The 12,095-nt window shown below is 28.4% G+C and carries 15 protein-coding genes and 1 pseudogene; 8 read left to right on the forward strand and 8 right to left on the reverse strand.

Annotated elements, in window-relative coordinates; all coding sequences use genetic code 11:
* Positions 1-85 precede the first annotated feature (85 nt).
* Together HGI79_RS14695 and HGI79_RS14700 are read left to right on the forward strand one after the other, a co-directional pair.
* Positions 86-757 (forward strand): DUF421 domain-containing protein, encoded by a 672-nt coding sequence (locus tag HGI79_RS14695; RefSeq protein WP_185651450.1) that lies wholly within the window; start codon positions 86-88, stop codon positions 755-757.
* 22 nt (positions 758-779) lie between these two features.
* A complete protein-coding gene (locus tag HGI79_RS14700; RefSeq protein ID WP_313885218.1) occupies positions 780-1,160 on the forward strand; it encodes a DUF4363 family protein in 381 nt (126 codons plus the stop codon).
* Between the two features lie 157 nt (positions 1,161-1,317).
* Here the strand turns inward: HGI79_RS14700 and fba (HGI79_RS14705) are convergent, their stop codons facing one another.
* Entirely contained in the window at positions 1,318-2,181 is an 864-nt protein-coding gene (fba, locus tag HGI79_RS14705; protein WP_185651451.1) for a class II fructose-1,6-bisphosphate aldolase, read from the reverse strand.
* Positions 2,182-2,351: 170 nt separating this feature from the next.
* Positions 2,352-2,527 (reverse strand): annotated as a pseudogene (locus HGI79_RS14710) (nucleoid-associated protein); the annotation flags it as partial.
* Positions 2,528-2,777: 250 nt separating this feature from the next.
* On the opposite strand from HGI79_RS14710, the gene fba (HGI79_RS14715) reads away from it, so the two are divergent.
* Entirely contained in the window at positions 2,778-3,710 is a 933-nt protein-coding gene (fba, locus tag HGI79_RS14715; protein WP_185651452.1) for a class II fructose-1,6-bisphosphate aldolase, read from the forward strand.
* A gap of 36 nt (positions 3,711-3,746) precedes the next feature.
* Here the strand turns inward: fba (HGI79_RS14715) and HGI79_RS14720 are convergent, their stop codons facing one another.
* From HGI79_RS14720 to HGI79_RS14735, 5 genes are all read right to left on the reverse strand, one after another.
* Positions 3,747-4,784, reverse strand: coding sequence for a nucleoid-associated protein (locus HGI79_RS14720; protein ID WP_185651453.1), 1,038 nt, complete (start codon positions 4,782-4,784; stop codon positions 3,747-3,749).
* Positions 4,785-4,809: 25 nt separating this feature from the next.
* Entirely contained in the window at positions 4,810-5,307 is a 498-nt protein-coding gene (locus tag HGI79_RS14725) for a hypothetical protein (protein WP_185651454.1), read from the reverse strand.
* Between the two features lie 294 nt (positions 5,308-5,601).
* Positions 5,602-5,733, reverse strand: coding sequence for a hypothetical protein (locus tag HGI79_RS23315; protein ID WP_278046718.1), 132 nt, complete (start codon positions 5,731-5,733; stop codon positions 5,602-5,604).
* A gap of 347 nt (positions 5,734-6,080) precedes the next feature.
* A complete protein-coding gene (locus HGI79_RS14730; protein WP_185651455.1) occupies positions 6,081-6,716 on the reverse strand; it encodes a hypothetical protein in 636 nt (211 codons plus the stop codon).
* Positions 6,717-6,718: 2 nt separating this feature from the next.
* Complete coding sequence (locus HGI79_RS14735) at positions 6,719-7,894, reverse strand: hypothetical protein (protein WP_185651456.1); 1,176 nt, start codon at positions 7,892-7,894, stop codon at positions 6,719-6,721.
* A 405-nt stretch (positions 7,895-8,299) separates the two neighbouring features.
* Here HGI79_RS14735 and HGI79_RS14740 point away from each other — a divergent pair, with 405 nt between their 5' ends.
* Positions 8,300-8,467: a hypothetical protein gene (locus HGI79_RS14740; RefSeq protein WP_185651457.1), complete on the forward strand. Its 168-nt coding sequence runs from the start codon at positions 8,300-8,302 to the stop codon at positions 8,465-8,467.
* Here HGI79_RS14740 and HGI79_RS14745 read toward each other — a convergent pair.
* Complete coding sequence (locus HGI79_RS14745) at positions 8,455-9,192, reverse strand: LytTR family DNA-binding domain-containing protein (RefSeq protein ID WP_185651458.1); 738 nt, start codon at positions 9,190-9,192, stop codon at positions 8,455-8,457. The two genes, HGI79_RS14740 and HGI79_RS14745, sit on opposite strands and share 13 nt — an antisense overlap.
* Before the next feature lie 227 nt (positions 9,193-9,419).
* On the opposite strand from HGI79_RS14745, the gene HGI79_RS14750 reads away from it, so the two are divergent.
* The 4 genes from HGI79_RS14750 to HGI79_RS14765 are packed head-to-tail and all read left to right on the forward strand — an operon-like array spanning position 9,420 to position 12,009.
* A complete protein-coding gene (locus HGI79_RS14750) occupies positions 9,420-9,983 on the forward strand; it encodes a class IV adenylate cyclase (RefSeq protein WP_185651459.1) in 564 nt (187 codons plus the stop codon).
* Positions 9,984-10,005: 22 nt separating this feature from the next.
* Positions 10,006-10,884: a DUF5685 family protein gene (locus tag HGI79_RS14755; RefSeq protein ID WP_185651460.1), complete on the forward strand. Its 879-nt coding sequence runs from the start codon at positions 10,006-10,008 to the stop codon at positions 10,882-10,884.
* Positions 10,868-11,476, forward strand: a complete 609-nt coding sequence (locus tag HGI79_RS14760) for a DnaJ domain-containing protein (protein ID WP_185651461.1) — start codon at positions 10,868-10,870, stop codon at positions 11,474-11,476. The genes HGI79_RS14755 and HGI79_RS14760 overlap by 17 nt, the downstream gene beginning before the upstream one ends.
* Before the next feature lie 17 nt (positions 11,477-11,493).
* On the forward strand, positions 11,494-12,009 hold the full coding sequence (locus tag HGI79_RS14765) for a hypothetical protein (RefSeq protein WP_185651462.1): 516 nt from the start codon (positions 11,494-11,496) through the stop codon (positions 12,007-12,009).
* Positions 12,010-12,095: the final 86 nt, after the last annotated feature.

Below are 12,095 nucleotides of genomic sequence, written 5' to 3' on the forward strand. Positions count from 1 at the left end.
TCATATTTTTTTCATCAACCTAAGAATATAATTGTATAAATAGGGAACGATTAATTTAGTAATAACCATATTAAGAGGTGAGTTTATGTTTATATCATTAATTAGAACTATTATATTATATTTAGTTGTTATTATATCAATGCGTCTTATGGGAAAAAAGCAAATAGGTCAACTAGAACCCTTTGAACTTGCTATTGCAATAATGATCTCTGAATTAGCTTCTCTGCCAATGCAGGATACTAGAATTCCACTTACTCACGGACTAATCCCTATAATTACCCTGTTAATACTACAATCTACCCTTATTTTACTACAGTTAAAAAGCGAAAAAATGAGAGGAATAATAAATGGTAAGCCAAGTATTCTAATAAAAGATGGTAAAATAGATATCAATATACTTAAACAGCAAAAATTCAACTTAAATGATTTAATGGAAGAATTAAGACTACAAGGTTATTATAACCTTGAAGATGTATATTATGCCATATTAGAAACTAGCGGCCAGCTGTCAGTTATACCCAGAACAGAACATTCAAATGTTACTAAGTCAGATTTAAAGATAAAAACCACTCAGGATAAATTACCTATAACAATAATATTGGATGGCAAGATAAATCATAACAATCTAAAAATTTTAAATAAAAATGAGGATTGGCTTTATAATTTGTTAAAGAATAGCAATATTTCTTCTGCTGATCAGGTTTTCATAGCTCTCTTAGATTCAAAAGGTAAGTTTTATTTTCAACCTAAAAATTAAAAATAGAGAGGAGAACAACTAAGTGAAAAGTATATTAACTGCCTTTATTATATTTATAATTATGTTAACAACAATGTTCTTTTCTACAAGATATCTCAGTAAAGTATGCAGTAACCTAAAAAATCTAAATACGCAAATAGAAAGAGATATAGATAAAGATGATTGGAATAGTGCCTATAACCATTCACTTAAATTTTTAAATCAATGGGATAAATACTCAAAAAGGATTTCTATATTTGTTAACCATACTGAAATAGATAATATTAATAACGAGCTTTGGAAAATTACACAATACACCAAGGTTAAAAATAAAGATGAATCATTAGCTTCTAATCATGTAATAAAATTTTATCTAGATCACATAGAAGATTTAGAAAAAGTTAACCTTCAAAATATATTTTAACTTATATTGAAAATTAATCATAACATAGAAAAGGATGGTGAATTCACCATCCTTTTCTATGTTATACAGTAAATTTGCTATTCTAACTTATAAAATCCATTAAAGATTCCAAATTTTATTAGCCATAATAACATTTTACTGACTCAAAATGTTTTAATTAAGCTTTGTTTACTGAACCAAATAATTCCATCTTTTCTTTAACTGTAGCTTTTATTGCTTCAAAACCAGGAGCTAATAATTTACGAGGGTCAAAGCCTTTTCCTTGTACATCCTTACCTTCTTCTATGTACTTACGAGTAGCTGCAGCGAAAGATAATTGACATTCAGTGTTAACGTTAATTTTTGCAACACCTAAAGATATAGCTTTTTTGATCATTTCTTCTGGAATGCCTGTACCACCATGTAAAACTAATGGAACATCTCCTGTAGCTTCTTTGATTTCAGCTAAAGCATCAAAAGCTAGTCCTTTCCAGTTTTCTGGGTATTGACCGTGAATGTTACCAATACCAGCAGCTAACATTGTAACTCCTAAATCAGCAATCGCTTTACATTCAGCTGCATCAGCAATTTCACCTGCACCAACAACTCCGTCTTCTTCTCCACCGATTGAACCAACTTCTGCTTCTAAAGAAAGTCCTTTTTCTTCAGCTATTTTAACAAGTTCTTTTGTTTTTGCAATGTTTTCATCGATAGCATAATGAGAACCATCAAACATAACTGAAGAGAATCCAGCTTCAATTACTTTAAAAGCACCGTCATAACTACCGTGGTCTAAGTGTAATGCAACAGGAACAGTTATTTTTAATTCTTCTAATAAACCATTAACCATTCCAACTATAGTTTTGTAACCACCCATGTATTTTCCTGCACCTTCAGATACACCTAAGATTACAGGTGAGTTGTTTTCTTGAGCTGTTAATAAAACTGCTTTAGTCCATTCTAAGTTGTTGATATTAAATTGACCAACAGCATATTTCCCATCTCTAGCTTTGTTTAACATTTCTTTTGCTGAAACTAACATAAATAAATAACCTCCATAAAATATGTATTTTGTATAGACTTTTTAGAGAAAATAATTTATAATTTATTTTTTCTCTTCTTAAGGCATATTATAATGCATAATTATTAAAAAATAAATAAAAATTTTTACTAATTAATCTTTAAATTAGGTGATTGTCACCAAGTTAGAGCTTATTTTTCAATATAATTGGTACTATACTTTATTATCATATTTATTGTTCCATAGCCATTCCTCTTTATTTCAAACCTTGTTCCATCATTATAAGGGTCCACATTTATATACAAATCAATATTCTTATATATTTTAAGTCTTATTCTTTTAAGTTTTTTTCTACCCATTGCTTATCTATACTTATATTGTTATTTATAACTTGAAATTTAAATACTCATATCAAACTTAAATAAATCCTTATTTACAGGATATAATACTTTTATAGATTATTGCAATATATTTTGAATTCAGTTATTAACTAAAATATATTCTTATTATGGAAAGTTACATAAGATATAAGATTATAGCAAATATTAATTCATAGTTATAAATATATTACTGTATATAACTTAAAATATTATAGTAATTGGAAGGTGGAATATACGATGGCATTAGTTACTACTAAGGAAATGTTTAAAAAAGCTTATGAAGGAAAATATGCTATAGGAGCTTTTAACATCAACAATTTAGAAATAGTTCAAGGTGTTATCAGAGGAGCAAAGGCTAAAAATTCAGCTGTAATTCTTCAATGCTCAACTGGAGCAATAAAGTATGCTGGTCCAACATACTTAAAAGCTATAGTTGATGCAGCAATAGCAGAAACAGGTATTGACGCTGCTCTACACTTAGACCACGGTCCAAGTATAGAAGATATCAAAGCTGTTATCAATATTGGTTTTACTTCAGTTATGTTTGATGGTTCACACTATGACTATGAAGAAAATGTAGCAAAAACAAAAGAAGTTGTTGAATATGCTCACGCTCATGGAGTAGTTGTTGAAGCTGAACTTGGTGTTTTAGCTGGTGTTGAAGATGACGTTGTTGCCGCTGAGCACATATACACTGATCCAGAACAGGCTGTAGATTTCGTTAACAGAACTGGTGTTGATTCTTTAGCTATAGCTATAGGAACTTCACACGGTGCATTTAAATTCCCACTAGATTTTGAACCTCAATTAAGATTTGACATATTAGAAGAAATTCAAGCTAAGTTACCTGGTTTCCCAATAGTTCTTCACGGTGCTTCAGCAGTTGATCCAAATGCAGTTGAAACTTGTAATAAGTATGGTGGAAACATAGCTGGTGCTAAAGGTATTCCAGTAGAAATGTTAAGAAAAGCTTCATCAATGGCTGTATGCAAAATAAACATGGATACTGACTTAAGATTAGCTTTCACTGCTGCTATAAGAAAAGTTTTCGGAGACACTCCTGCAGAATTCGATCCAAGAAAATACTGTGGAGCTGGAAGAGACGCTGTTCAAAAAGTTGTTGAAGCTAAAATTGAAGAAGTTCTTGGTTCAGTTAACTCTTTACAATAATTAATAGATAAAAAAATGTGGCAATGCCACATTTTTTTACTTTTCAATATAACTAACAACGTGCTTTATTACTATATTTATACTTCCGTCTCCAACTCTTTGTATTTCAAATCTATCATTATCGTTGTATGCATCTTCATTTATATATAAATCTATATCCTTGTCTATTTTAAGTCTTATTCTTTTAAGTTTTTTCTCTACCCATTGCTTGTCTATGCTTATATTCTCATTTATACCTTGAGCTGATATATACTGTTTAAAATTTTCTTGAATGTGCGGCTTATTTTCAAACATATCATTAGTAAGTTGTTCAATATTAATAGAATCTTCTTCTTTCAACTTTTTCTTTATAGCACTCCTAAATACTTCAGCCTCATCTGCATTTTCTTGAAAGCTTACTCTAGTCCATTCCTCTGCAGCTTTTACAAAGCTTTTAGTCATGTCTCTTTCATTTTCTATTATAGTACAACCAAGATATTTACTTATGAAATAGTTAGATCCATAACTACCTTTATCCTTACTTCCGCTTTGTTTATCAATAACCAGGAGATTTACTATTTGTTCCTCTCTTATGGGTTTGATAAAGGCACATTTCTGTATTTTTTGCGAACTAACTGGTAATCCTGTAAGTTCAGGTATTATGTTAATTCCTATTTTGTTATCTATAAAATCAACAGAATGTGTATAATTTTTAATGTAATCTAGTTTCAATATTCCTAACATAGGTCCCTGTTCAGTGGATATAGATACTGTTATTAAGTCACAGGATGGTATGTTTCCATCTGCCTTCATTAGTATAAACATCTGCCTAGCTAGTTCTTTAGATACATCAATAATGTTGTTAAGCCCATTTAAATACTCTTGAGAGACTTCCTTTACTATATTTCTCTCTTGATTAAAAATTGCATATTTAAGCTCTTCATCCTTAAAACATCTTTCTATATGCTTTAATATAAAACTATATGTATCCTCATTTAACTCAAGAGTATATTCATTTAAAATAGGTTCATCTGTGTTATTATCTAATATGTGAATTACAGCTTCATTTAAGTTTATTTCTTTTATATATTCCAAGTTTTAGTTTCTCTCCTTTTTAATACTAGCTTCTCTTAACGCTTCTAGGATTGTACTTATAGCACAAATCAACAAACTCTTCATCAGGAATAAAGTTAACTTTAACTCTTTGTGCTCCCTGCTTTATCACTGCTGTATAAACTTTATTTTTTAACTCCTTAGGGTATAAATTAAGTTCTTGCTTTGGTAAATTGGCTATTTCCTTTAAATATTCACTATTTTCTGGTGCTAAAATTTCTACTTCTCTAATATTAAAACTAATTGCTGTGTTTCTCTTGCTCATAGCAAATATTTCATCTATATCTATATCCCCATTAGTGAATTCATATTCATATTCTATGTATAAATATCTTTTAAAGTAAAAAGCTGCCGCAGCTAGAATTATAAAAAATATGCTTAGTGTAATACGTCCAGAGCCTATAATTAATATTCCAAGTGCACCAAATATATAAGTCAGTATTTCTACTGCTTTATATTGAAAACTTTTGCTTATGGTTATTAGTTGTTCGTAGAAGTTATCCATATGTTATCCCCCCATGTAATAGTATACATTTGCTACTTGACATAAATGTAATAATTCATATCAAGCTTAGATAAAACCTTATTTACATGATATAATACTTTCATAAACTATTGCAATATATTTTAAATTCAGTTATTAACTAAAATCAATTTATAATACCCAACGAATCAAAGTTTCAGCTATATTTTATTCAGACCTACTTAAAAATTAAGATTAGGTTTCTTGGTCTCGATATAGAAGTTAAAAGCAAAGAAAAAAGCATACTCTGTAAATTACAAGAGTATGCTTGAAAATTTAAGCCTGTCCAGAAATACTATATGCATAGATAGGAATTCTTTGAGCCATATCTAAATCAAAACTTCCATATGAATTTACATGATTATATATTAAAGGAGTTAATGTTCTAAAGTCTTTAGCAGTCATCATTAAGAATGTTATGAATTAGAAATTTTTTTCTTACTCCATAAGATTTTAACTATTTTATCTAGTAAAAATCCTAATAGAAGCCAAAACAATATAGTTATTGTATAAGTCAAAATGTCTAAAAAAAATCTAGGTACATTAGCTGTACGGTTAAAAAAGTGTAAATTTTCCATTATCCATAATGGTGGACTTGTAACGAATAATAATATATTTTTATCATCATAACCTAAAAAGTTAAATACACATACACTTATAGAAAAGAATGTAAACCAAAAACTAAATTTTTTATAATAATTCATGCGATTAATTCCTCTTGTACTTTAATATTTTTGCAAATAGAATATATTGATTTAATCCGCTCTAAACTGAGTCCATTTCCAAGGTTCTGAAGCACTTGATCCACCGCGCTGTACTTTAGGACTTACCTCAATCCAAGGCTCATCTTCACCAAGATTAGCATGTTCAGAAACATATGAAGTATAAGAAATATCAAAATGTGTAGGTGTTCCGGATGAAGTTCCAGTGCTTGATTTGCCCCATACCCATACATTATTCCATTCATAAGCATACTCTACAACACCGTCACAACGAATATCAGAAATTTCACTTACATTAACATATGTACCGGGATTTGATTCATAATTCAATTGATCATACATTGTATAAGTAATGCCCGGATCAGCGTCAAGTGAAGCAAGAGTTGATAAAATGGAGCTTCTATAAGAATCCACACTGGGATTATTTCTCCAATAGGCACCAGATTTACCATCTATAAATGAGGCCCATGTACTAATCTCGATGGTATGATTATATCCTTTAATTTCATAGTATTGATTATCAGCTTTATAAACTCCTGCATGTTCAAAAGGATTAAGAGTTCCCCCTTCCCTATATACAGCAATAGGTGCAGTTAGAGCTGATGCTGGGGTAGCGAATATCATTAGACTGGAAAAAATTATAGTTGCTTTTAATAAAAATTTCTTCATGGTTATTTTTCCTCCCATTTCTTTTGAACATCACCATTTATTTTGTTATTAATATCTATAGTATCTGTTGCACTTTTAATCTCGTTTAAGATTTCTTGATCTTTACTATTAGATTTAATTTCATTTAGCAAGGGAATTGCAGACGGGATGTTTGCCAATTTTGCTGCTTTAATTCCAGAAATAATTGTTTCTTTGGATTGGTTTAGACTTAGCATAGATAAAACTGTATTTTCATTTTTACGTAATGCAAAGTTACAAATATCTTTATTATTGTGAGCACCATATACAGATGTAATTGCTTTAATTTCGTCTAAACCACCGGATAAGCCTAATGCATAAATAGCACTTTGATATACTTCATAATCATTTGTAGTTTCAGCAATCTTTTTTATAGCATGAATATATTGTTTTATAGATCCATTTTTCGCAGATTCCACCATAGCATGTCTTAAAACAATACCTTCATATTTATCTGCATTAGAAATAATAATTTGTAAGCTGGTATTTAATTCTGGATCTTCTGTTCTTCTCATTGCGGTAAGAGCTGCGCCTCTTATTTCTGCTGGTTCAGATTCGTTATTAACAATAGAAGCCAGTTGAAGTTTTGCATGATTGATTTCTCCCGATTTACGTAATTTCAACAAAGCATATCTCCTAAGATTTTTATCTTCGCTTGTATCGGTTGCAATTAATTTTAAATCTTCGATAATTGAAGCTGAATCAACTACTTTTTCATTACCTAGCATTGTCATACCATCTAGAACAAAGATACGAAATTTCGAATCATATTTTTTATCTTTAACTACTTTTATGGCATCTGACGGAGGGGTGTTTCCCCATTTTTTCTTAATGTAAGGTACAACTATCATAGCAGATTTTTCAAAATTATCTTTGTCAATTTCAGCAATTTCTGCTGCTGTTTCTAATAACTCCTTACTATTAAGTTTTGAGAGATAGTCTTTTACAGATTGATTTTGTTCATCTTTATTACCTGACAGTTTTAATGATTCAATTTTTTTTATATGTTTAAGAGTTTTGATATCTTGTAAATCAGGCAAACTAAATTCTTGTGGTGCACTTGCAAATGCACTGCTAGTTTTCGAAACTGAAAAGGCTACCCCTGACAATAGCAAAGCTGCCATAGTTATACTTAGTGTTTTGTTTGATAATTTATTCATAATATGAATCCTCCTTCTAAAATAGTTTTCTTAGCTATCCTTTTTTAACATACACTTAATTTCTTGTAAGTCGGTGGATATATATGTTAATTATGCATAATTTAATATGAAAAATATTAACTATGTAAATTATTATAATGTTATACTACATTATAATAATTTATCTTACACAATTGTAAGTATTCTAACTTTTGTATAATTGAATGTTCGACAGTTTTTATTATAAATATTTCAAAAGTAAATTCAATACAATATACATAAAAGGGAAAAAAGTGAGTATAACAGGAATATATATACATAATTCCTGTTATACTCATTTTTTTCCCTTTCATGTTATTTATATTTACATTTTTACAGTTTCATAGTATTTCTTATAATATAAACAATAATTAAGGTAAATTATAAATGTTAAAGAATCTAGCAAATAAAATAACATACTATATAGAAACAAATAGTGATATTAAAAGTACTGATGATTTAGAAAAGATAAACTATTCTCTTCAGGCTATCTTAAATGAAACCTTTAAAATAGTAGTATTAACATTAAAAGAACATATAATTTATAAAGTCTGATTAAACTTTTTTATTATAGTATCTTTAAAACTATAACTTAAGAGTGCTTTTTCCTTACAACAATTAAAACTAATTTCCCATGACTTATTAGAAAGGCTTTCAATTTTGTTTATAAAATCAATGTTAACTGCAAAGGATTTATGACTTTGCAGTATATTATCACTATCAATCATTTCTAGAACTTTCTTTAATGGCAGCTTTTTTACCTTATAATTTTTATTCTTAGTATATATAGTCATTACCCTAAGATTTACTTCAATAAAAATAATTTCATCTACCTTTAACCTTATACTGACACCTTTATGCAAATTAAAAACTATATGTTTGTCCTTATTTTCTGAAGAATTTTTCATGTAACTTCCTGAAATAAGATGTTTTGTGATTTCAATTACTTCATCTTTATCATAGGGTTTTATTATATAGTCATAGCAGTGAATCTCTTTAAAGGCCTGAATCATATAATTTACATGAGTTGTTATAAAAATTACCCAGCTAAATTTATATTTTTCAATGTTTCTAAGTTCCAAAGCTAAATCCAAACCTGAAGAATTTTTCAATGAAATATCTATATAAAAAAAGTCTATTAATACTTCCTTAGAAATTTTTAAAGCTTGTTCTTTGCATTCTGCTTCATATGTATTTATATTTTTTTCCGACTCATATATCATTTTTACAAGATTTTCTCTTTGCTTCTCATCATCCTCAACTACTAGTATGTTAATCATATCATTCCTCCAATTATACTATAATCTTGTATTACAGGTTAAGTTTACTCAATTACACTTAAAATTTCAATATTTATAATTTTACAAACTTATTCCAGAAGAATTACATTTTTAACATATATAATTTTCTAAAATAAGAATTTCCCTTTTAAACTTACACATAACATAAAAACTTATGATATAATTCAATATAATAACAGTACATTATATAAGCAAGAGGTGATACCTTGAAAGAATTTGAAACAAGAATAGTAAATATCGATGTAGATAAGATAAGACAAAAACTAATCAACATAAATGCAGTGAAAGTTAAAGAAGAAAATCAGATAAATAATATATATGATTTTAATGATAGAAGGTTGTTAAATAAAAAAGGATATGCAAGAATAAGAATAGTGGAAGATATCCTTAACAAATCTACCCATTATTTTATGACTACAAAGCGCCTAATAAGCCAAGAAAAATATAAAGTAATGGATGAGAATGAAACAGAAATACTGGATGCTATTGCTGGTGACAACATATTTAAATCTCTTGGTTTAGAGCTTATTCAATCTATAAAAAAATATAGGGAAAGCTATAAATATAAGAACACTTTAATAGAAATAGATATAAATGAGAAATCCTTCTGTCCTTTTCCATACATAGAAATAGAAACCTTTAATGATGAAGAATTAGAAGAAGTGGTTAAATTACTAGGTTATACTATAGAAGAAACAACTTCAAAGACTATATACGATATACTTGCTGAAATGAAACATAATACAGAGAATAACTTAAATTCAATATGAAATTAGAAAGTTGAGAATTTGCATGTTTGGTTATGTTACTCCATGTAAAATGGAACTTAAGATGAAAGATTATGAAAAGTTTAAAGCCTATTACTGTGGTCTTTGTAAATCAATTAAAAGTAATATGGGCAATATACCTAGAGTATCTCTTAATTATGATATGACTTTTCTAGCTATACTTTTAGATTCCCTTGATAATAGCCATACTAATTACTATAAAGAGACCTGTATGATTCATGCTTTTAAAAAGAAAATCATAGTTAAAGATAATGATGCTTTAGCCTACGCTGCCTTTTGTAATGTAATACTAAGTTATTATAAGCTTTTGGATAACATAAAAGATGATGGTTCTAAAAAAGATAGAGTATTTTCACTTTTATTTAAAGGATACTTAAAAAAAGTTCCACCTAACTTAAAAAAACAGCTTCATTATATAGAAACCTTATTAGATAACTTAAATAAGCTTGAATTAAACTCTAAGGAAAAATCTATCGATGAGCTAGCTGATCCTTTTGCAGAACTTACAGCACTTATACTTTCTACCTATAAAAATGATGAAAACAAGGATAATCTGTACTGGCTTGGTTACAATTTAGGTAAGTGGATTTATATAATTGATGCTTTAGATGATTTAGAAACTGACATGACCAATAATAAATTTAATGCCATAAATAGTTGCTTCAATAAAGATAAACTTCCATATAAAGATTTTTATGCAAGTATCCAAGATAGAATAGATTTTATATTAGGGACCTGTGCAGCACAGTGTATGCAATCTTTTACTAAACTTGAAATTAATAAAAATAGAGATCTACTATATAATATATTACAGTTTGGTCTATTAGAAAAAATGGATAAAGTATTTAAAAGGAGTGTTTGTGATCATGAGAAATCCATATGAAGTACTTGAAATAAAAGAAAATGCTTCACAAGAAGAAATAAAAAAAGCATATAGAGAATTAGCAAAAAAATATCATCCTGATCAATACGGTAATAATCCCTTAAAAGACTTAGCAGAAAGTAAAATGCGTGAAATTAATGAAGCCTATGATTATCTTACGAAGAATAACCATAATTCATTCTCTTCAAGCAATAATTATAATGCCTCTAATAGAAGTGGCAATAATAACTCAGACATATATAGAAGTATAGAAATAGATATAAATAATAATAATTTAAGCTACGCTGAAGAAAAACTAAATAGAATAAGCACAAGAGATGCTGAGTGGAATTATCTTATGGGATTGGTTAATATTAGAAAAGGATGGTATAATGAAGCCTTTAATAATTTAAATATAGCCTGCAGTCATGACCCTTCTAATATGAAGTACAGAGATGCATTAAATAGGTTAAGGAATATGAATACCTCTTATAGAGAACCATATTATAATAATAGAAGAAGAGATACAGGCTTATGTGATATATGTGGTACTTTGTATTGTCTTGATTGCTGTTGTGAATGCAGTGGCGGTGATCTTATTAGTTGTTGTTAGAAAGGATGGTTACTTAGATGAATAGAAGGATTAATAAAACCTCATACATAGCTAAAGGTGGATTACTTACTGCCTTAGGGGTTATATTTGTATATTTAAGCACCCTACTACCTGTAAATAAACTTTACTTATTGGCTATGGCATCAAGTATTATTCCTCTATCTGTTATAACAACTAATATACAAACCTCTGTAGTAGTATATGCTGCAACAGCTCTTCTATCGCTTCTTGTTTGTGGTATTAAAATTCCTGTAATCCTTTATGCTGTTTTTTTTGGAATATACGGCATAGTTAAATACTATATTGAAAAGCTCAATAAGATTTATATAGAAATTTTGCTTAAACTTATGTTTTTTAATTTAATATTATTAATTCTTACATATATATATAAAGTGTTATTTACGGTTATACCAGCAGTACCTTTACCAATATACTTACTTGTAATATTTGCTGAGATAGTATTTTTAATATATGATTATGTACTAACGCTTTTTATAAGCCGCGTAAACAATTATTTTTCCAAATATAGATAACCATACCCGAAATTTAACTTATACGTAGGGGTATATTACCAATGTTGAAGTCACATTTAAATATTTTTTTATTAGTCTTAGCGAAA

The sequence above is a fragment of the Clostridium sp. DJ247 genome, from assembly GCF_014231265.1.

What these genes read in the sequence shown, in the direction of transcription:
- HGI79_RS14695 (WP_185651450.1), top strand. Translation starts at nt 86, where the DNA reads ATGTTTATATCATTAATTAGAACTATTATATTATATTTAGTTGTTATT.
- fba (WP_185651451.1), bottom strand. Translation starts at nt 2,181, where the DNA reads ATGTTAGTTTCAGCAAAAGAAATGTTAAACAAAGCTAGAGATGGGAAA.
- fba (WP_185651452.1), top strand. Translation starts at nt 2,778, where the DNA reads ATGGCATTAGTTACTACTAAGGAAATGTTTAAAAAAGCTTATGAAGGA.
- HGI79_RS14725 (WP_185651454.1), bottom strand. Translation starts at nt 5,307, where the DNA reads ATGGATAACTTCTACGAACAACTAATAACCATAAGCAAAAGTTTTCAA.
- HGI79_RS23315 (WP_278046718.1), bottom strand. Translation starts at nt 5,733, where the DNA reads ATGATGACTGCTAAAGACTTTAGAACATTAACTCCTTTAATATATAAT.
- HGI79_RS14730 (WP_185651455.1), bottom strand. Translation starts at nt 6,716, where the DNA reads ATGAAGAAATTTTTATTAAAAGCAACTATAATTTTTTCCAGTCTAATG.
- HGI79_RS14735 (WP_185651456.1), bottom strand. Translation starts at nt 7,894, where the DNA reads ATGAATAAATTATCAAACAAAACACTAAGTATAACTATGGCAGCTTTG.
- HGI79_RS14740 (WP_185651457.1), top strand. Translation starts at nt 8,300, where the DNA reads ATGTTAAAGAATCTAGCAAATAAAATAACATACTATATAGAAACAAAT.
- HGI79_RS14745 (WP_185651458.1), bottom strand. Translation starts at nt 9,192, where the DNA reads ATGATTAACATACTAGTAGTTGAGGATGATGAGAAGCAAAGAGAAAAT.
- HGI79_RS14755 (WP_185651460.1), top strand. Translation starts at nt 10,006, where the DNA reads ATGTTTGGTTATGTTACTCCATGTAAAATGGAACTTAAGATGAAAGAT.
- HGI79_RS14760 (WP_185651461.1), top strand. Translation starts at nt 10,868, where the DNA reads ATGAGAAATCCATATGAAGTACTTGAAATAAAAGAAAATGCTTCACAA.
- HGI79_RS14765 (WP_185651462.1), top strand. Translation starts at nt 11,494, where the DNA reads ATGAATAGAAGGATTAATAAAACCTCATACATAGCTAAAGGTGGATTA.